Source organism: Pseudomonas sp. SLFW (assembly GCF_009905615.1).
Taxonomy (GTDB): domain Bacteria; phylum Pseudomonadota; class Gammaproteobacteria; order Pseudomonadales; family Pseudomonadaceae; genus Aquipseudomonas; species Aquipseudomonas bambusae.
This window is the reverse complement of the sequence record NZ_JAAAKW010000020.1, coordinates 35,868-55,631: the sequence shown is the minus strand read 5'-3', so window position 1 is coordinate 55,631 and position 19,764 is coordinate 35,868. Positions and strand designations below refer to the sequence as shown.

The window sequence follows — 19,764 nt, the reverse complement described above, 5'->3', positions numbered from 1 at the left end:
AAAAACAAAATTAACAAATCACTGAGACAGAGAGAAGATGCAAACAACGCTCTCTGGCAGCATGATTGTCAGACACAACTACAAATCAGGCGGGATATCACCATGGCTGGACTCGACAAACGGGTTGCGACGTACGAAGAGGCCCTCGCTGGCCTGACCGACAACATGACGGTACTGGCGGGCGGTTTTGGCCTGTGCGGTATCCCTGAAAACCTGATCGCCCACATCAAGCGCATGGGCGTGAAAGGCCTGACGGTGGTCTCGAACAACTGCGGCGTCGACGGCTTCGGCCTCGGCATCCTGCTGGAAGACCGGCAGATCCGCAAAATGATCGCGTCCTACGTCGGTGAGAACAAACTGTTCGAGGAGCAGTTGCTCAACGGCGAGCTGGAAGTCGAACTCACGCCCCAAGGCACCCTCGCTGAAAAAATGCGCGCAGGCGGTGCCGGTATCCCCGCTTTCTATACCGCCACCGGTTACGGCACCCCGGTCGCCGAAGGCAAGGAAACCCGCCAGTTCAACGGCCGTAACGTGATTCTCGAAGAGGCCATCACCGGCGACTTTGCGATCGTCAAAGGCTGGAAAGCCGACCACTTCGGCAACGTCGTCTATCGTCACACCGCACAGAATTTCAACCCGATCGCCGCCACCGCCGGAAAAATCACCGTGGTCGAGGTCGAGGAAATCGTCGAGCCGGGCGTGCTGCTGCCGACCGAAATCCACACGCCGGGCATCTATGTAGACCGCGTGATCCTGGGCACCTTCGAGAAACGCATCGAACAGCGCACGATCAGGAAAGCCTGATCTCCCGCTTCGCACCTCGAACGCTTATCCCTTTGGAAACGTCGGCTTTCACACGCCGGACAGAATAAAAGAGACCCACGATCATGGCACTCTCCCGCGAACAAATGGCACAGCGCGTTGCGCGCGAACTGCAAGACGGCTTTTACGTGAACCTGGGCATCGGCATTCCGACCCTGGTCGCCAACTACGTCCCTGACGGCATCGACGTGATGCTGCAATCGGAAAACGGCCTGCTGGGCATGGGCGCGTTCCCGACCGAAGAAACGATCGATGCCGACATGATCAACGCCGGTAAACAGACGGTGACCGCCCGCCTTGGCGCGTCGATTTTCAACTCCGCCGAATCCTTCGCCATGATCCGTGGCGGCCATGTCGACCTGACCGTGCTGGGCGCGTTCGAAGTCGACGTCGACGGCAACATCGCGTCGTGGATGATCCCCGGCAAGCTGGTAAAAGGCATGGGCGGCGCGATGGACCTGGTGGCCGGTGCCGACAACATCATCGTGACCATGACCCACGCGTCCAAGGACGGTGAGTCCAAACTCCTGTCCCGTTGCAGCCTGCCGCTGACGGGCGCGGGTTGCATCAAGAAAGTCCTGACCGATCTGGCCTATCTGGAGATCGAAAACGGCGCGTTCATCCTGCGCGAAACCGCCCCGGGCGTGACGGTCGAAGAGATCATCGCCAAGACCGCCGGCAAGCTGATCGTGCCGGATGACGTGAAGGAAATGACGTTCTGATGAGTTCAGGCTTCAGCCCGACTCGTCCCCTGTAGGAGTGAGCTTGCTCGCGATAGATTGTTCAGCCACCCACGCAGTGTCTGATCGGTCCAATCGCGAGCAAGCTCACTCCTACAGGAACGAGTCAGTAGTCGTCATATCGTTATGCCACTCTGCCCCTTCCGCAACGAAGGGGCTTTGCTGTATCTAGAGCTTCATCTTTTTCGTACCACTGCCAACCCTAAAAACAGCTATTTCAATAGCCCTTAATAACAACTCCAAGAGGTATCCCTACGTGGCCGCTGATATTGAAGAAAGCCGCTCCGCCCGATTTGCCCTGCGCTGCGCCAAGTGGGCCGAACGCTGGTTCCCCGACTCCTGGGTGTTCGCCGCCCTCGCCGTGGTCATCGTCACCTTGGCCACGCTGGTCATCGGCGCCAAACCTGCTGACACCGCCAAAGCGTTCGGCGACGGTTTCTGGAGCCTGATCCCCTTCACCATGCAAATGGCCTTCGTGGTCATCGGCGGTTACGTGGTCGCCAGCTCGCCACCGGCGGTGAAGCTGATCGACCGTCTGGCCCGTATCCCGAAAAACGGTCGTTCGGCCGTGGCCTGGGTCGCGCTGATATCCATGGTCGCGTCCCTGCTGAACTGGGGCCTGTCGCTGGTGTTCGGTGGTCTGCTGGTGCGTGCGCTGGCCCGTCGTACCGACCTGAAAATGGACTACCGCGCCGCCGGTGCCGCCGCGTACCTGGGTCTCGGCGCCGTGTGGGCGTTGGGCCTGTCGTCGTCCGCCGCGCAACTGCAAGCCAACCCGGCGAGCCTGCCGCCGTCGATTCTGGCGATTACCGGGATGATCCCGTTCACCCAGACCATCTTCCTCTGGCAGTCGGGCGTCATGTTGCTGGCCTTGGTGGTGATCTCGATCATCGTCGCCTACGCCACCGCGCCCGGCCCGAACAGTGCCCGCGAAGCCAAGGATTGCGGTGTCGACCCGGCGTTCAGCATGCCGCCACTGCCACCGCGCACCCGTCCGGGCGAGTGGCTGGAATACAGCCCGCTGCTGATCATTCTGATGGTCGTGCTGGCGTCCGGCTGGTTGTATAACGAATTCAGCACCAAACCCGCGATCACCGCGATTTCCGGCCTGAACACCTACAACTTCCTGTTCATCATGGTCGGTGCCCTGCTGCACTGGCGTCCGCGCAGTTTCCTGGACGCCGTGGCCCGCGCCGTGCCGACCACGACCGGCGTGCTGATTCAGTTCCCGCTATACGGTTCGATTGCCGCGCTGCTGACCACGGTCAAGGGCGGTGACGCTCAGACCGTCGCGCACCACATCTCGACGTTCTTCACCAGCATCGCCTCCCACGACACCTACGCGCTGCTGATGGGTGTGTACTCGGCCATCCTCGGTTTCTTCATTCCGTCCGGTGGCGGCAAGTGGATCATCGAAGCGCCGTACGTGATGCAAGTCGCCAACGACCTGAAATACCACCTGGGCTGGGCGGTGCAGATCTACAACGCCGCCGAAGCGTTGCCGAACCTGATCAACCCGTTCTACATGCTGCCGCTGCTGGGTGTACTGGGCCTCAAAGCCCGCGACCTGATCGGCTTCTCGTTCGTGCAATTGCTCGTTCACACGCCGCTGGTGCTGTTCCTGCTGTGGGCGCTGGGCACGACGCTGGCGTACATTCCGCCGTTGATGCCGTAAGACGCTTCACTCGTTCGATGGCTGATTGGCGAGTACGATCAGCCACGCCTTAAGCGCCTGCACCGTCGGGCGCAGGATCGAATGCTTGGGCTGCACCAGGTAATACCCCTTCGTCAGCGGCAAGCGCTGTGCGAAGGGTTCCACCAACACCCCGCTCGCCACCTCCTCCTGGGTCAGCCATTCGCTGGTGATGACCACCCCCTGATTCCGCCGCGCCGCTTCGATGGCCATCAATGACTGATCGAAATGTATGCCGGGAATGTCCCTGCCCTCCTCGTCGCCGATTCCCGCAAAGCGCTGTAACCAGTCCGACCAATGCGGGTGCAAGGTGTTGTGCAGCAGCGTCGCCCGTCGCAAATCTTCCGGCTGACGCAACCCGACCTGCTCGATGTACGCCGGGCTGCAATACACCCTCGCGTCGTCCTGATGCAGCAGCTCGACGTCCAGCTCCGGCGCATGCCCGTCGAAATGCCGGATCGCCAGATCGACCCGCTCGCTGCTGAAATCGGTGAGGCTGATCGACGAACTCAAGTGCAACGCCACGCCGGGATGGCTTTCAAGAAAGCCGGCCATGCGCCGGGCGAACCATTTGGCGGCCAGGCTCGGCGGCATGTTCAGCCAGACGTTGTTGTTGTGGCGATCACGCAAGGCGTGGCTGGCGTCGATGATCTGCGCCAACGCAGGCTGAATGCGCGCCCAGTACGCCTGGCCGTCCGGCGTCGGCTGCACCTGCCGGATCTGCCGGGTGAACAGCGACACGCCCAGCCACTGCTCAAGGTTGCGAATCTGCTGGCCAACCGCGCCGGGCGTGACGCTCAGCTCGTCGGCCGCAAGAGAAAAACTGTTCAATCGCATGGCCGCATCGAAACACAGCAACGCTTTCAGAGGTGGAGAAGGCTTCATGGCGTAGATTTTCTATTCCATTCCATAGAGATGATGATTTGTAACGGATCACGCCACCGCGCACAATCGCCACCTCATCGATCAAGCGGCAGACCGACTTCCCATGAAAAACATCGCCTACTTCGCCTTCGCCCTCTTGGGGCTGATCTGGGGCACCAACTTCATGTTCATGAAGTGGGCGTTGGAGTGGATTTCTCCCGCGCAGATCGTGCTGGTCCGCTCCTTCTTCGGTTTCCTGCCAATCCTCGTTTACGCCTTGGCCACCCGTGCCCTGAGCTGGAGCCACGTGCGCCATCTGCATCACTTTCTGGTGATGGCGCTGCTGGCGACAGCGGTCTACTACTACCTCTACGCGGAAGGCACGACCCTGTTGCTGTCGAGCGTCGCGGGCCTGCTCAGCGGGGTGATTCCGCTGTTCACCTTCGGCTGTGCCTTTCTGTTTCTGCGGGAAGAAAAACTTAACGGGCGCATGACCCTGGGCGTGCTGCTGGGATTCGTCGGCGTGCTGTTGATCGCCCGGCCATGGGCCACCGGCGACGCGGCAATCTCGGTGAAAGGCGTGATGTACATGATGCTTGGCTCGTTGAGCATCGGTTGCTCGTTCGTCTACGCCAAACGTTTCCTGACCGGGCTGAACATTTCGGCGGTCGCGCTGTGCACCTATCAGATCGGCCTGGCGCTGCTGATCCTGCTGGCCGTCACCGACCGGACCGGCATGGAACACATCACCGACAGCCCCAAAGCCATGATCGGCGTGTCCCTCGGACTGGGCCTGTCTGGCACCGGCGTGGCGTATATCCTCTATTACTTCATCGTCGAACGGCTGGGCGCGGTGATCGCCGCCTCGGCCACGTACATCCCGCCCGTCATCGCGTTGTTGATCGGCATATTTGTCGCCGGCGAGCCGGTGCACGGGCTGGACGTCGTGGCCATCGCGGCGATTCTGGGCGGGGTGTTCGTGTTGCAGAGCGGCCGTCGACTGGCCGCTCAGCGTGTGCAGTCCGACGCGTAAACGCTGCCCCCTCAGCTCAACGCGCACGCCCGCACGAAAGCCTTCACCAGCGGCGGCGTTTTGCCTTCCAGTGCCGCGCGCTCGGGCTGGAACAGGGTGGCGACGAAAAACGGATGCCCATCAAGTTCCATGGCGCGAATTTCCTCGTCGAGGTCATAGCCGCTGACCTTCAACGGCCCGGCGAAGATCTGCGCTTCCAGCTCCTTGCGCAGCCCGTAACGGCAGCGATAACGCTCTTGGGTCTGCTCGGCGGCATAGGCTGTGGCGATACGCGAGCCAGCCAGCAGACGAATCGGCGCAAAGGCCTCGACCAGCGAACAGCTCAACGGGGTGATGATGGCCTGATCAGAGTCCGGCGCGGTTTCCGCGTGTTCGGCGTTGGTCCAGCCCAGGTGATTGCGCGCATATTCCAGCAGAGCGTGCTGGAAACCGCCGCAGGTCCCGAGAAACGGCACCTGCTGTTCACGGGCAAAGCGGATCGCGGTCAGCGCGCCGTCCATGTCGCGATAAGGGCTGGCCGGGACGCACCAGACGCCATCGAATGCCTTCAAACCTCCGCCGTTTCCCACGTCCGGCGTGGGCACCCATTGGCCTTCGACGACAATGCCGGTCTCCCCCGCCACCCGGTCCAGTGCCACGGGAATCGCCTGATGCGCGGGCACGCTCACGTCGTAATCCCCCACCAATGCGATGCGAATGCTGTGCTTCTGTTTCATGCGTGCTCCCTGATATCGAAACGCTTTGCGGTCAGTCCGGCGCTGACTATAAGCTTGCCGTCGTGCAATCAACATTGGCGTCCCGACAAGTGATCAATGCAGCAATGCAATACCGAATCAACCACGGGGACCTGGTGCTGATCCTCGCCCTGGTGCGCGGCAAGACCCTGCCCAGAGCGGCCGAATTGCTGAAAGTGGACGTCTCGACCGTGTTCCGTTCCGTGCGCAGGCTGGAGGCCTCGGTGGGTACGTCGCTGTTCGAAAAAAGCCGCTCGGGGTATCGGCCCACCGACGCCGCGATGCACTTGGCGCAACAGGCCGAAAGTGCTGAGCAAGCGTTGGCACTGGCGCAAATCAGCCTTGAACAGGGCCAGCAGATTGTCAGCGGCACCGTGCGCCTGACCTGCACCGAGGCCGTGTTGCAAGACCTGCTGCTCCCGGCGCTTCGGCAGTTCATGCCCGATTACCCCGGCCTGAAGCTGGAGCTCAACACCTCCAGCGCCTTCGCCAACCTCAGCCGTCGAGACGCTGACATCGCCTTGCGCCTGACCAACACGCCACCGGAACATCTGGTGGGCACGCGGCTGGGCACGGTGTCGTATCAGGTGTGCGCCAGCGAGGCGTATGTGCAACGGTGCGGCGAGGTCGAGTGGGAGAGGATGGACTGGGTTGCCCCCGATGACTTCCTGCCCGACCACCCCACCGTTGCGTGGAGGCGTCAGCAGTTTCCGGGGGTGAATGTGGCCTATCGATGCAGCTCGATGCTCGCCGTCGCGCAGTTGGTACGGGCGGGAATGGGCGTCGCCGCGTTGCCGGATTTCATGTTGCGCGAAGGGGAATGGCGACCGTTGGGCGAACCGTTGGAAGGCTACGACACCGGGCTCTGGCTGCTGACCCGGCCGGATTGCCGGGCACTGCGTTCGGTGTCGGCGCTGTTCAACGAACTGACGCGGGCCTTGAAAGCCTGATGCCGCTGACACGCGTCAGGGCTCCCAGATCCGCTCGCCATTGATCTCCAGCATGCCCGTTGCGGGAATTCGCGCCGTGTCGCGTACGATCATTCGCCCCGGCAGAATCTCCTGAATCGCCGAGGTGTTCGGATCGGCCAGTTGCGCGCAGATGATGTTCACCGCGCGGCCGATCATTTCGGTCATGGGCTGTTCGAACGTGGTCAGACCGAAGATGGGCCACTGCCCTTGCGGCAAATCGTCGAACCCGACGATGGAGACGTCGCTGCCCGGTCTCACCCCGCGCTCATGGCACACGTTGATCGCGGCCAGCGCCATCAGGTCGTTGGCGCAGAAAATCGCATCGGGCGGCGCATCGAGGCTCAGCAACCGGCGGGTCGCGGCCATGGCGCCTTCGAAGGTGTATTCCCCCACTTCACGCAACGGCGGCGGCAGCCCTTGCGACGTCAGATAGCCGCTGAAACCCGCCTCACGGTCACGGTTGGTCGAAGAGCTTTCCTTGCCCGCGATGAACGCCAATCGCTCATGCCCGGCCGCCACCAGAAACTGCGCGATGGTGCGACTGCCGGTGAGGTTGTCGCTGGTCACGCTGGAGACAGAGGTGCTGCCATTGGTGCGGTTGAACAGCACCACGGGCAGTCCGATAGTGCGGCACTCCTCGGCAAAATGCGACGACAGGCTCGCCGACACCAGCACCAGACCGTCGACCTGATAGCGCAGGATTTCTTCCAGCACCGGGTCGGAGTCTTCGTTGTTGGCCATGGAAAACAACAGAATGCGATAGCCCAAGCCTTCGAAAGCCGCTGAAAGGGATTCGAGCACCCGCGCATAAAACGGGTTGGCCATGCCCGGAATGGCCACGCCGATGAGGTTGGAGCGTCGGGTGATCAGCGAGCGCGCCACCAGATTGGGGCGATAGCCCAGCAGCGCTGCGGCCTCTTCGACCTTGCGCCGGGTGTCGGGCGACACACTGGCGCCTTTGGTGAACGTGCGCGACACCGCCGACTGGGAAACCCCCGCCTGCCTGGCCACGTCATGGGCCGTCACCGGACGCCGTCCCCGCTCCGTGTTGTCTGACATATCGTTTCGACCGCCGAAAAAAAAATGATGATACCTGCCAATCGCTTATGTCACATCCCGCGCTGAAATTCGCGCCCATTCGGCTTGAGGGGTTTGCAACCTGAAAAATCCTGGATTAAGATCAAGCCATTGCATACGTATGCAAATCTTCAGACCCATAAGAACAATCTCGAAGGAGAACACCGTGGCTAAGTGGCTTAAACAAGGCGCCGAAGCAGAAGTCATCAAATCCGCTGCCCGTGAAGTCCGCGATACCGTTGAAAATCTGCTGGCCGACATCGAAGCACGTGGCGACGCCGCCGTGCGTGAATTGGCAATCCGTTTCGACAAGATGGACCGCGAGGACTACCGCCTCACGGATGCTGAAATCCAGGCCTGTCTCGATCAGCTCAGCGACCGTGACCTCAAGGACATCGAATTCGCCCAGACCCAGGTGCGCAACTTCGCCCAGCACCAGCGCAATTCCATGGTCGACGTTGAAGTCGAAACCCTGCCGGGGGTCATCCTCGGCCACAAACACATTCCAGTGAACGCCGCAGGCTGCTACGTGCCCGGAGGCAAATACCCGCTGCTGGCATCGGCGCACATGTCGGTGATCACCGCGAAAGTCGCCGGTGTGCCGCGCATCATCACCTGCGCCCCGCCCTTCCACGGCAAACCGGCGCCTGCCATCGTCGCCGCGCAGCACATGGCCGGTGCCAACGAGATTTACTGCCTGGGCGGTATTCAGGCCATCGGCGCCATGGCACTGGGCACCAAGTCCATCGCGCAAGTGGACATGCTGGTCGGTCCGGGCAACGCGTTCGTTGCCGAAGCCAAGCGCCAGCTGTTCGGTCGCGTGGGCATCGACCTGTTCGCAGGCCCGACCGAAACCCTGGTGATCGCGGACGAAACCGTCGACGGCGAACTGTGCGCCACCGACTTGCTGGGCCAGGCCGAGCACGGTCCGGACTCCCCGGCCATCCTGCTGACCACCTCGGAAAAACTCGCCCGCGAGACCATGGCCGAAGTCGAGCGCCTGCTGAAAATTCTGCCGACCGCCGACATCGCCCGTCGCGCCTGGGAAAGCTTCGGCGAAGTGATCGTCGCCGAGGACGAAGCGGAAATGCTGGCCATCGCTAACGACCTGGCCTTCGAACACGTGCAAGTGATGACCAAGGACCCGGATTACTTCCTCAAGAACATGCGCAACTTCGGCGCACTGTTCCTCGGTCCGCGCACCAACGTGTCGTTCGGCGACAAGGTCATCGGCACCAACCACACCCTGCCCACCAAGAAAGCCGCGCGTTACACCGGTGGTCTGTGGGTCGGAAAGTTCATCAAAACCTGCACTTATCAGAAAGTCCTCACCGACGAGGCTTCAGCGATGGTCGGCGAATACTGCTCGCGCCTGTGTGCGCTGGAAGGCTTCGCCGGTCACGGGGAACAGGCCAACATCCGCGTGCGCCGTTATGGCCACAAGGACGTGCCCTACGCCGGTGCCGCCCAATAAGCGTCACGCTCCAGTTGGCTTTTTGCGGAAAAAGGCGAGCGCACGACCGCTCGCCTGAACAATAAAAACAATCACATCCACTGCGGACCACACCTCGCCTGTCCAGGCCGGGTGGCGGTTCGCTGTGCCGCTTTTAAGGATTGACTCATGAGTGTTGTCATCGCCGTTCTGGCGTTGTGCGTTCTGATGCTGGCTGCGTATCGGGGTTACAGCGTTATTATCTTCGCCCCACTGGCCGCCCTTGGCGCTGTGCTGCTGACCGATCCGACCGCCGTGGCGCCGGTGTTCAGTGACCTGTTCATGGACAAGATGGTCGGCTTTATCAAGCTGTACTTTCCGGTCTTTCTCCTCGGCGCGGTGTTCGGCAAGCTGATCGAACTGTCGGGTTTTTCCCGCGCTATTGTCCAGGCAGTCATCGGGTTGCTGGGGAGCAGCCAGGTGATTCTGGTGATCGTGCTGGTCTGCGCCTTGCTCACCTACGGCGGTGTGTCGCTGTTTGTGGTGGTCTTCGCGGTCTACCCGTTCGCGGCCGAGATGTTCCGCCAGGGCAATATCCCGAAGCGCCTGATGCCCGCGACCATCGCGCTGGGTGCGTTCACCTTCACCATGGACGCCATGCCCGGCACCCCGCAAATCCAGAACATCATTCCGACGACCTTCTTTGGCACCAACTCCTGGGCCGCACCGTGGCTGGGCGTGTTGGGTTCGCTGTTCGTGTTGGTCTGCGGCATCGTCTATCTGGAATACCAGCGTCGTAAGGCCGCCCGGGCCGGTGAGGGTTACGGGACCAACCTGCGCAATGAGCCGGAAACCCCGGAGCAGATCAAACTGCCCCACCCGCTGATCGCCCTGCTGCCGCTGATCCTCGTGGGCGTCATGAACCTGCTGTTCACGAAATGGATTCCGGGCTGGTACGGCGGTTCGTACGGTATTCACCTGCCGGGCCTCAAGGCGCCGATCCAGACCGACGTCGCCAAGCTGACCGCGATCTGGGCGGTGCAGGCGGCGTTGCTCGTGGGCATCATTACCGTGCTGGTGTTCTCCTTTCGCACTGTCGCCAGCAAACTGGCCGATGGGAGCAAGACGGCCGTGGGCGGCGCAATGCTGGCGACGTTGAACACGGCATCGGAATACGGTTTTGGCGCGGTGATCGCGGCGTTGCCGGGGTTTCTGGTGGTGGTCGACGGGCTGAAGGCAATCCCCAACCCGCTGTTGAATCAGGCAATCACCATCAACATTCTGGCGGGGATCACCGGTTCGTCTTCCGGAGGGATGAGCATCGCGCTCGCGGCCATGTCGGACACCTTCATTGCCGCCGCCAATGCCGCGCACATCCCGATGGAAGTGATGCACCGCGTTGCCTCGATGGCCGCCGGGGGTATGGACACCCTGCCGCACAACGGCGCGGTCATCACCCTGCTCGCGGTCACCGGCCTGACCCACCGCGAGGCCTACAAGGACATCTTCGGCATGACCATTTTCAAAGTGCTGGCGGCGTTCTTCGTGATTGGCGTGTATTACGCGACAGGGTTGGTTTGATCCAAGGGACCGCCCCGGTTCCAGCGGCGATCCCCGATCTCTGTGGGAGCGAATTCATTCGCGAAAAATGGCACAGCCGATAAAGGTGCATGGGCTGCACGGCCGCTTCGCGAATGAATTCGCTCCTACAGAATCCGCGCTACGCCGACAATCCATTGTGCTCCCGCCGGAACTGCCCCGGCGGGACACCATGGGCCTTGCGAAACCGCCGCGAGAAATACGCCTCATCGGCAAACCCGCAAATCTCGGCAATGTGGCTCAGGGGTTTGTTGCTGTTCATCAAATGCGTACGGGCCAGACGCATGCGCCGCTCCAGCACCAGCTCGGAAAACGTGCTGCCGGTTTCCTTGCGCAGCAGGTGGGTCAGGTAGTTGGGCGAAAGAAACGCCGCAGCCGCTGCGTCGGTCAGGGTCATCGCCGGATCGGCAATGTGATCGCGAATGTAATCCATCACCCGCCCCATCGCATCACGCCGCCCTCTTCGCTCGGCCTTGTTCGCCGACAGCGCCAGCAACTCGGCCTCGAACAGGTTGCAGACCTCGCCTATCAACTGCAGCAGATACCCCCGCAACACCGACCCCGAACCCAGTTTCCTCGTCTGATCGGCTTCGCGCATCTGCATGAGCAACGTCGTCACCTCGGCGAACTGTGTGTCGTCGAGGATGAAATCCAGGTGCTCCTGAAACCGGAATGGCGCCAGTTCAGGTGCCTCGGTCAGCGGCACGTCTTCAAGGTCCATCGGGTCGCAGTGCAGACGTTGCAGCAGGAATTCCTGAGAGAAATTGATCAGCACGAAGTTGCCGTCTTCGGGATGCGGAATCACGTGCAGACGATGGGGCAGGATGAACGCCAGGGTGTTGCGCGGGAACGGCCGGATCGCGCCACCGATATGTTGCACGGTGTCGCCGCCGAGGTTGATCTGGATCTGAAAGTATTCGTGACGATGGGGCGACGTCAGCGCCGGGCGAGCGGACTTGTCACGAATGTAAAAATCCATGCGGTCGCTGCGCTGTTGCATGCCGTAGGTCTGAATGCGGGGGGTGTTCGCCATCGAAATGAAGCCCGGAAAAAAGGCTCAAGCTACAAGTTTTGAGCGGCGAGCTGCAAGCTAAAAGCTGCGAGCGTGAAGCCAACGCGCACAGGCTTTTCTCTTGCAGCTTGCAGCTTGCCGCTCGACGCTCGACGCTCGACGCTCGCGGCTTATCCGATGGTGACGGTGAGTTCGGCCAAACCTTCGATGCCTGCGGTGACCACGTCACCCCGTTGCAGCGCGCCGACGCCCGCTGGCGTGCCGGTGTAGATCAAATCGCCCGCTTTGACGCCGACCGATTGCGACAGGTAGGCGATCACGTCTTTGACGGCCCAGATCTGGTCCGCCAGGTCGCCACGCTGGCGAGGTTCGCCGTTCACGTCCAGCCAGATGGAACCGCTGTCTGGATGACCAACCTTGCTCACCGGCAATAGCGCAGTGGCCGGGGCGGACGCGTCGAACGCCTTGGCCCATTCCCACGGACGGCCCATTTTCTTGGCCTGCGCCTGCAAGTCACGGCGGGTCAGGTCCAGGCCGACGCCGTAACCCCAGACGTGGCTCAGGGCGTCTTCAGCGTCGATGTTCACGCCATCCTTGCCAATCGCGACCACCAATTCGATTTCGTGGTGCAGGTCCTGGGTCAGCGGTGGGTACGGGATCGTGCCTTCGGCCGGGACCACAGCATCAGCAGGCTTGGCGAAGAAGAACGGTGGCTCGCGATCAGGGTCGTGGCCCATTTCACGGGCGTGCTCGGAATAATTCCGACCGACGCAGAACACGCGACGGATCGGGAAACGGGCAGAAGTCCCGGCCACGGCCAGCGACGGCGTGGCGACGGGTGCAATGACGAATTCGCTCATGGTCATGTCCTCGATTGAAAGTTAGCTCGACAGGGACACAGTGTGCGGATTCGGCGGCAGGCCGGGTTGGACAGATCCCCGGAGGTTTTGGACGGAGCAATGCAATCTAATTCACCCACGTCCCACAAACGGCATGCTGTTCGCCATCACCGTCATGTTCAGCACGTTCGCCGACAGCGGCAGCGCGGCCATGTAGCTCACGGCATCGGCCACGTGCTGCACGTTCATCGTCGGCTCCACCTGCAACTCACCGTTGGGCTGCAAGACGCCTTTGGTCATGCGGTCGGTCATCTCCGTCAACGCGTTACCAATGTCGATCTGGCCGCAGGCGATGTTGTACTGCCGACCGTCCAGCGAGGTGCTTTTGGTCAGGCCCAGCACCGCATGCTTGCTGGAGGTGTACGGCGAGCTGAACAGCCGTGGCGTATGCGCTGAGATCGAGCCGTTGTTGATGATCCGCCCACCTTGCGGCACCTGACGACGCATCAGACCGAACGCGCCGCGCACGCACAAGAACATCCCGGTGACGTTGGTGTCGATCACGTTCTTCCATTGCTCCACCGACAACTCATCCATCGGCACCGCCGGTGCGCCGATGCCTGCGTTGTTGAACGACACATCCAGACGCCCGTACGTTTTTTCAATCGTGGCAAAAAGCGCCTCGACACTCGCCGCATCCCGCACATCGGTAGACACTGCCAGCGCCTGCTGACCCGCCGCTTTCGCCTGTTCGGCCAGCTCAGTCAGCGGTTCCAGGCGACGCCCGGCCAGCACCACGGCGTAGCCGTCTTTGAGCCATTGCAGCGCCACGGCACGGCCAATGCCGCTTCCTGCACCGGTGACCAGTGCGACTTTCAAGGCAGACGATGAAGACATGAGGGGTTCCCTATTTGTTGTTGGAAGAATGAAATCGATGCGTTCGGGGATTCAACTGTGCACAGGCGTCAGCACCGGCTTGCCCGCATAAAACGCCAGCAGGTTGTCCGCGACCATCTGTACCGTGCCCCGCGAGGCTTCCGGCGACAAACCGCCGACGTGGGGCGTCAACACGACATTGTTCAAGCTTTTCAAGACATCCGGTACCTGCGGCTCGTCGTCGAACACGTCCAGACCTGCACCTGCCAGACGCCCGTGCTGCAACGCGTCGACCAGCGCTGCAGTGTCCACGACACTGGCCCGGGCAATATTGATGAGGAAACCTTCCGCCCCCAGCGCCTCGATAGCGGCGCGGTCGATCAGGTGACGCGTGCCGCTGCCGCCCGGCGTCGCCACGATCAGAAAATCGGATTCAGCCGCCAGTGCCAGCGGCGTGGCGCAATAGGTGAAACCCACACCGGCCCGAGGCGAACGGCTGTGGTAACTCACCTGCATGTCGAAACCCAGCGCACGCTTGGCGATCGCCATACCCACCGAACCCAGCCCCAGAATACCGAGGCGCTTGTTGGCGAACGAAGGCCGCGTGACCTTGCGCCACTCGCTGCGCCGCACCGACGCATCGGCCTGGGGAATGTCACGCACCAGCGACAACAGCAACGCCATCGTATGGTCTGCAACGGTCGGCGCATTCACTCCCGCCCCATTGGTCACCACGATGCCTCGCGCTTCTGCAGCAGGCAGGTCCACCTGCTCGTAACCGGCGCCGATCACACAGATGATCCCCAACTTCGGCAACGCCGCCATCTCGGCCGCCGTGAATCCCAATGGCCCACGGGTCAGCACTGCGTCGATCTCGCTGCCCCGCGTCGCCACCGCCTCCGCCCGCATGGCCGGGGTCGGCGCCAGGATCAGCCGAAACCCCTGCTCTTCCAAGATCGGTAAGTACTCGTTCACGCTCTCGACCAACACCAGCACCGTCTTCATCATCACTCCGTCGCGGAAAATTCGATGGGACAGACAGTAGCGCGAGTTAGAGCGGTTTTCACCCCTGAAATCGATTCCCCCCACCCTTCTTCGCGCAATACATCGCTTCATCCGCATGGCGGAAGAGTTGCGTCAGGTCGGTGGCGTTTTCCGGGTAGTTGGCGATGCCGATGCTGGGCAGGATTTGCCAGTCGTTGCCTTTGAGGACCATGGGGACGTTGAGGGTCCTGCAGATTTTTTCCGCGACTTTCGCGGAGTCGTCCGGATGGTTGACGCGGTCGAGCAGGATGACGAACTCGTCGCCGCCGATTCGCGCGACGGTGTCGGTTTCGCGCACGCACAGCTTGAGGCGATGGGCGACTTCCTGAAGCAGAAGGTCTCCCGCCGCGTGGCCCAGGGTGTCGTTGACCTGCTTGAACTTGTCGAGGTCGAGGTAGAGCAGCGCCAGTCGTCCAGCGCTGCGTTTTGCCCGTTCCAGGGATTGTTGCAGACGCTCTTGCAAGAGCATGCGGTTGGGCAATTGGGTCAGTTGGTCGTACTGGGCCATGCTTTTCAGGCGGTCATACAGCTGTTTGCGCTCGATGGCCGCCGCCACTTGGGTGCAGACGAACTGCAACAGTTCCTGATCCCGCTCGCCGTAATGCGGGCAGTCCGGATGGCTCTTGACCAACAGCGCACCGATGATGCAGTGCTGGGTTTCCAATGGGGTGGCGAGCCACGACAGGCCGTCGCCACCGAGCAGTTTCCGGAGATGCTCAGGCGTCGGAATGACCGGATCAGCATCGACGAGTACAGGCGCCAGCAGCAGCGGCCGCCCGGTGCCGACCACTTCGGAGGCCAGGGCGTCAGCCACCGGCTGCTGAAGCGTCGGATCAAGCTCGTCAACGTAGTAGGGAAAATTCACCAGGCCGCTGTATTTGTCCCGCAAGGCGACATAGAAATTGCGTGCGGGCAGCAGGTCTGCGATCACGCCGTGAATGTCCTTGAACAATGCGGGCAAGTCGCTGGCGACGTGAGCGGCTTCGGAAATGCTCAGCAGCGCCGAGCGCACGGAATCGGAACGTTTGCGCTCGGTGATGTCGCGGGCCACTGCGATGCGCAGGTTATCGACTTCGGACCAACGCGCTGACCACATGATGTGCACGATGCGCCCATCCTTGCGCACGTAGCGGTTCTCGAAACCGACGTTGGGCTGCCCTCCCATGATGTCCCGCGCTGCTGCCAACGTGCGTTCGCGATCATCGGGGTGCACCAGCTCAATCATTTTGCGGCCGATCAGTTCGTCGGGCCGGTAACCGAAGATACGCTCTGCCGCCGCACTCGCGAAAACGTAGCGACCTTCGACGTCCACCACACAGATGGCGTCCATCAGCATGTCGACAAAGCCCACCAGTGCCGTGTAAGTGTTTGTTTCCATACGAAAAGAGCCGCCCGCTCACTGAAACGTTCATGCACCCGACGATTTAGCGTCATGAAAGCGCATGAAACTGTGAGCCATATTGCCGAAACGTGCTGGTTTCAGCCATTCGCCAATCCGCCATAACGACAGTTTTTTTCCAGCAGCGACAGTCTGGTTGCCCGCAACTCATCGGCTGTTTATGGTCTGACCCCATGCGCCCGGACACGCAGCCGCTTAACACGCAGGCTGGCACGCGCAGCGGTTTGCCGCCGCTTCATGAATGAATCATGCACATAAGGAATGTCATCACATGCTCAACAGGCTCTCCACCCACTTGCTTTCCAAGACCGTGCTGGCCACCGCAATGACCGCTGTGATGTGGTCGTCGGGCTCGGCCATGGCAGCCAACGAACCGGGCAAGGCGCTGGCCGCGAAAATCGGCGTGCCGTGGCCTGCGGTCATCGCCCACCGAGGCGCGTCGTTCAATGCACCGGAAGAGACGGTGCCCTCGTACACCCTGGCCCGCGAGCTGGGCGCGGATTATCTGGAGATGGACATTCAGCGCACCAAGGACGGCGTGCTGATTGCCTTGCACGACGACACGCTGGAGCGCACCACCAACGTTGCCGAGGTCTATCCGGACCGGGTGAAAGACCCGCTGAGCAGCTTCACCCTCGAAGAAATCAAGCGACTGGACGCGGGCTCCTGGTTCAACAAGGCCCATCCGGATCGCGCCCGCGCCAGCTATGTGGGGTTGAAGATTCTGACGCTGGATGAAGTGATCGACATCGCCGAAGGCGGCAAGAACAAACCGGGGCTGTACATCGAGACCAAGGTGCCGGCGCAATTTCCCGGCGTCGAAGAGGATTTGAAGAAAAAACTGGAGCAACGCGGCTGGCTGAGCCAACGCCCTGCGGCGGAGAAAGGCCATGTGAACGTGGCCCATACGCCGGGCCGTGTGGTCTTGCAGACGTTCGAGAAGCCGAGTCTGGAACTGCTGCAGAAAGCCATGCCTGACACGCCAAAAGTGCTGTTGTTGTGGACGGGCGACGGGTATATCCCGGCGGCGTCGGACAAGGCGTTCAAGGATTCCGGGGCCAAGGACAAGGCGGCGTTCTACGCAACGCAGCAGGTGAAATCCAAGGAAGAGTTCGCGGCGTGGATGGACTGGGCTAAGGCCCATGGCGCCATTGGCACAGGCCCTGCGGCGGCGCTGAAAAACGGCGGCGATCAGAGCTACATGGATTTGGTGCAGCCCTGGATGAACAAGATGGCCCATGACCGTGGGCTGATCATCCATCCCTACACCGTGGACGACGCGGTGGACTTCAAGGCCATCAGCGCTCGGGGAGTCGACGGGTTCTTTACCAACCGGGCTTCGGAACTGCTGAAGTTCTATGGTCGTCCGTCGAAAGAAAGCATGGAATCGATCCTGAAGCGGATCGGGTATTGAAACCCACCGTGATTCTAGCTGGCTGACGTCATAAATCGCGGCGTCGCTTACCCCCTGTAGGAGCGAATTCATTCGCAAGACGTTGGTACAGGCGATGGAGATGCATCGTCTGTACGGCCGAATCGCGAATGAATTCACTCCTACAGAGCGCTTGCCGCAAAGGGAGAGGCTTACGCCAACTCCGCCACCACCGCAGCCAACGCTTTTGCCGGATCTGCTGCCTGGCTGATCGGGCGGCCGATGACGAGGTAGTCGGAACCGGCGTCCAGGGCCTGGCGCGGGGTCAGGATGCGCCGTTGGTCATCCTGCGCGCTGCCAGCGGGACGAATACCCGGTGTCACCAATTGCAACGACGGGTGCGCCGTTTTCAGGGCCTGAGCTTCCAGCGCCGAGCACACCAGACCGTCCATCCCTGCCCTTTCGGCCAATGCCGCCAGACGAAGCACCTGTTCTTGCGGTTCGATGTCCAGGCCGATGCCTGCCAGGTCCTCACGTTCCATGCTGGTCAGCACGGTCACGCCGATCAGCAGCGGTTTCGGGCCGCTGCGCTGATCAAGCACATCACGGCAGGCCGCCATCATGCGCAGGCCGCCGGAGCAGTGCACGTTGACCATCCACACGCCCATTTCCGCCGCAGCCTTGACCGCCATCGCCGTGGTATTGGGGATGTCGTGAAACTTGAGGTCCAGAAACACTTCGAAGCCCTTGTCGTTCAAGGTCTCGACAATGCCCGACGCGCTGCTGGTAAACAGTTCTTTGCCCACTTTTACCCGGCACAGCTTGGGGTCCAGTTGGTCCGCCAGTTTCAACGCGGCTTCGCGGGTCGGGAAATCCAGGGCGACGATGATGGGGGTCTGGCAGACGGACATGAGCGGGTTCTCTGGCAAGTCGAAATCGGCGCGCATTGTAGCTGAACCCATCGCAGGGCGGGACCCGGTGATCGGTAAAAGACAAAGATGCCGCCAAGCCTGGGGCTAACCGTCACACCGTTTCGAAGCCGACTCGCATCCCCGCACGACCGGGCATCCCCTACAATGGAACCACTGGGCAGCGCCGTTGCTCAAAGCGATATCACAATAAGGAGAGAGCCTCATGCCCTGGTATGCCTGGTTGATTCTGGTAATTGCAATTGGCTCGATCGTCGGCGGTTTGGTGATGCTGAAGGACTCAGCGAAAAAACTGCCCCTGACCGATGAACAGCTCAAGCGCGTCCACGAGCGCAACGCCGAAATGGACGCCAAGGAAGCACGCGACCGCTAGACCGCGTCGGGCGGTGAACCCTCGCCGCCCCCGCCTGCCCTTCTGTTCTATCAATCCGTACCGTCACGCTCATCCAGCGCCACGGCGTGATGCGTGGCCTGTGGCGTCACGGCGATCCGGAACGGCTGGAATATCTTGAACATCTGCCCGTTCTCCCGAAGCTGTCTGAGCAACTCCCCAAACTTTTCCCCGGTGATCGGCGCATTCGGTCGCAGCAGCGCGTAGTGCCGGTATATCTGATCGACCCGGTCTGAAATCAGGAATTGATCAGCGTCTTCAGGATTACTGGCCATGAACGTGCTCAGGTACGAGCGGGTGACCAAGGCGATGTCGGCCCGATCCCGAAGCACCATCAACAGGTTGCTGTCATGGGAATAGGTCAGCGTGGCGTTGTATTGATCGGCCAGGAACTTGGGGTCGGCATTGAACTTGGCAAAGGCATAGTGATAACCGCTGAACAACGCGAGGCGCTTGCCCGTCAGGTCATCGAAATAGTTCTGCCCGCGCCCTTGCATACGATGGGCGACGAAAATCTCGGCGTCTTCAAGCCCCATGTCGACATCCTCGTGGGGAATGTCCTTCCAGCCCCAGGCCGGGTTCTCGAAAATGGCCATGTCGAAGCGTTCCTGCTGAAAATCGCGGAAACGACGGGGAATCGAGGTCGGCACCATCTCGAAATGGTAGTCGCTCTGCATGGCGTTCAACGCACTGACCATCTGTGGCAGCAACCCGGTGTCTTCGCCCCGTTCAGGGCGAATCGTGTACGGCGGAAAATGCGCCGCACCAATGCGCACGATCTGCGCCGCGCCCGCTTGCCAGGCCCACAGGGTCGTCGTGGCCAACAGCAGCGTTTTCAAAGCCATCCGCACGGGCGTAGACATCAAGACAAAGCACCTCTGGCGAATCGGAGTACGCGTAAGCTATGCGTTCGCGAACAATTAGACAACGGTCAAAC

At 61.4% G+C, this 19,764-nt stretch carries 19 protein-coding genes; 9 read left to right on the top strand and 10 right to left on the bottom strand.

Translation table 11 applies throughout. From position 1 onward, the window contains the following. Window positions 1–102 precede the first annotated feature (102 nt). The 3 genes from GVN17_RS25040 to GVN17_RS25030 all read left to right on the top strand — a co-directional run bounded on the left by GVN17_RS25040 (window position 103) and on the right by GVN17_RS25030 (window position 3,237). Window positions 103–804 (top strand): CoA transferase subunit A, encoded by a 702-nt coding sequence (locus GVN17_RS25040; RefSeq protein WP_166597965.1) that lies wholly within the window; start codon window positions 103–105, stop codon window positions 802–804. Between the two features lie 83 nt (window positions 805–887). Continuing rightward, entirely contained in the window at window positions 888–1,544 is a 657-nt protein-coding gene (locus GVN17_RS25035; protein ID WP_166597964.1) for a CoA transferase subunit B, read from the top strand. Between the two features lie 274 nt (window positions 1,545–1,818). Next, on the top strand, window positions 1,819–3,237 hold the full coding sequence (locus tag GVN17_RS25030) for a TIGR00366 family protein (protein ID WP_166597963.1): 1,419 nt from the start codon (window positions 1,819–1,821) through the stop codon (window positions 3,235–3,237). 6 nt (window positions 3,238–3,243) lie between these two features. Here GVN17_RS25030 and GVN17_RS25025 read toward each other — a convergent pair whose 3' ends face one another. Beyond that, complete coding sequence (locus GVN17_RS25025) at window positions 3,244–4,140, bottom strand: LysR substrate-binding domain-containing protein (protein WP_166597962.1); 897 nt, start codon at window positions 4,138–4,140, stop codon at window positions 3,244–3,246. Between the two features lie 103 nt (window positions 4,141–4,243). Here GVN17_RS25025 and GVN17_RS25020 point away from each other — a divergent pair, with 103 nt between their 5' ends. Then, a complete protein-coding gene (locus GVN17_RS25020) occupies window positions 4,244–5,152 on the top strand; it encodes a DMT family transporter (RefSeq protein ID WP_166597961.1) in 909 nt (302 codons plus the stop codon). 11 nt (window positions 5,153–5,163) lie between these two features. On the opposite strand, the gene GVN17_RS25015 is transcribed toward GVN17_RS25020, so the two are convergent. Beyond that, window positions 5,164–5,868, bottom strand: coding sequence for a CTP synthase (locus GVN17_RS25015; protein WP_166597960.1), 705 nt, complete (start codon window positions 5,866–5,868; stop codon window positions 5,164–5,166). Between the two features lie 104 nt (window positions 5,869–5,972). Between GVN17_RS25015 and GVN17_RS25010 the strand changes: the two genes are divergently transcribed. Next, window positions 5,973–6,836 (top strand): LysR family transcriptional regulator, encoded by an 864-nt coding sequence (locus tag GVN17_RS25010; RefSeq protein ID WP_256665376.1) that lies wholly within the window; start codon window positions 5,973–5,975, stop codon window positions 6,834–6,836. 15 nt (window positions 6,837–6,851) lie between these two features. Here GVN17_RS25010 and GVN17_RS25005 read toward each other — a convergent pair whose 3' ends face one another. Then, window positions 6,852–7,916, bottom strand: a complete 1,065-nt coding sequence (locus tag GVN17_RS25005; RefSeq protein ID WP_166597958.1) for a LacI family DNA-binding transcriptional regulator — start codon at window positions 7,914–7,916, stop codon at window positions 6,852–6,854. Window positions 7,917–8,100: 184 nt separating this feature from the next. Between GVN17_RS25005 and hisD the strand changes: the two genes are divergently transcribed. Beyond that, complete coding sequence (gene hisD, locus GVN17_RS25000; protein ID WP_166597957.1) at window positions 8,101–9,408, top strand: histidinol dehydrogenase; 1,308 nt, start codon at window positions 8,101–8,103, stop codon at window positions 9,406–9,408. Between the two features lie 147 nt (window positions 9,409–9,555). Continuing rightward, window positions 9,556–10,947: a GntP family permease gene (locus tag GVN17_RS24995; protein WP_166597956.1), complete on the top strand. Its 1,392-nt coding sequence runs from the start codon at window positions 9,556–9,558 to the stop codon at window positions 10,945–10,947. Between the two features lie 139 nt (window positions 10,948–11,086). On the opposite strand, the gene GVN17_RS24990 is transcribed toward GVN17_RS24995, so the two are convergent. The 5 genes from GVN17_RS24990 to GVN17_RS24970 all read right to left on the bottom strand — a co-directional run bounded on the left by GVN17_RS24990 (window position 11,087) and on the right by GVN17_RS24970 (window position 16,114). Further along, complete coding sequence (locus GVN17_RS24990) at window positions 11,087–11,998, bottom strand: AraC family transcriptional regulator (RefSeq protein ID WP_166597955.1); 912 nt, start codon at window positions 11,996–11,998, stop codon at window positions 11,087–11,089. Between the two features lie 149 nt (window positions 11,999–12,147). Then, window positions 12,148–12,837 carry a fumarylacetoacetate hydrolase family protein gene (locus GVN17_RS24985; protein ID WP_166597954.1) on the bottom strand — a complete coding sequence of 230 codons (690 nt, stop codon included), beginning with the start codon at window positions 12,835–12,837 and terminating at the stop codon, window positions 12,148–12,150. A 111-nt stretch (window positions 12,838–12,948) separates the two neighbouring features. Next, entirely contained in the window at window positions 12,949–13,713 is a 765-nt protein-coding gene (locus tag GVN17_RS24980; RefSeq protein ID WP_166597953.1) for an SDR family oxidoreductase, read from the bottom strand. Window positions 13,714–13,764: 51 nt separating this feature from the next. Further along, window positions 13,765–14,697, bottom strand: coding sequence for a 2-hydroxyacid dehydrogenase (locus tag GVN17_RS24975; protein WP_166597952.1), 933 nt, complete (start codon window positions 14,695–14,697; stop codon window positions 13,765–13,767). A 58-nt stretch (window positions 14,698–14,755) separates the two neighbouring features. Beyond that, window positions 14,756–16,114 carry a GGDEF domain-containing protein gene (locus tag GVN17_RS24970; protein ID WP_166597951.1) on the bottom strand — a complete coding sequence of 453 codons (1,359 nt, stop codon included), beginning with the start codon at window positions 16,112–16,114 and terminating at the stop codon, window positions 14,756–14,758. Between the two features lie 292 nt (window positions 16,115–16,406). On the opposite strand from GVN17_RS24970, the gene GVN17_RS24965 reads away from it, so the two are divergent. After that, window positions 16,407–17,549: a glycerophosphodiester phosphodiesterase gene (locus GVN17_RS24965; protein ID WP_166597950.1), complete on the top strand. Its 1,143-nt coding sequence runs from the start codon at window positions 16,407–16,409 to the stop codon at window positions 17,547–17,549. A 170-nt stretch (window positions 17,550–17,719) separates the two neighbouring features. Here GVN17_RS24965 and pyrF read toward each other — a convergent pair whose 3' ends face one another. Then, window positions 17,720–18,418 carry an orotidine-5'-phosphate decarboxylase gene (gene pyrF / locus GVN17_RS24960; protein ID WP_166597949.1) on the bottom strand — a complete coding sequence of 233 codons (699 nt, stop codon included), beginning with the start codon at window positions 18,416–18,418 and terminating at the stop codon, window positions 17,720–17,722. Window positions 18,419–18,641: 223 nt separating this feature from the next. Here pyrF and GVN17_RS24955 point away from each other — a divergent pair, with 223 nt between their 5' ends. Next, the gene (locus tag GVN17_RS24955; protein WP_166597948.1) at window positions 18,642–18,809 is read left to right on the top strand and encodes a DUF2897 family protein; all 168 of its coding nucleotides are present in this window, start codon (window positions 18,642–18,644) and stop codon (window positions 18,807–18,809) included. Window positions 18,810–18,859: 50 nt separating this feature from the next. Here GVN17_RS24955 and GVN17_RS24950 read toward each other — a convergent pair whose 3' ends face one another. Beyond that, window positions 18,860–19,690: an ABC transporter substrate-binding protein gene (locus GVN17_RS24950; RefSeq protein WP_166597947.1), complete on the bottom strand. Its 831-nt coding sequence runs from the start codon at window positions 19,688–19,690 to the stop codon at window positions 18,860–18,862. Window positions 19,691–19,764 lie beyond the last annotated feature (74 nt).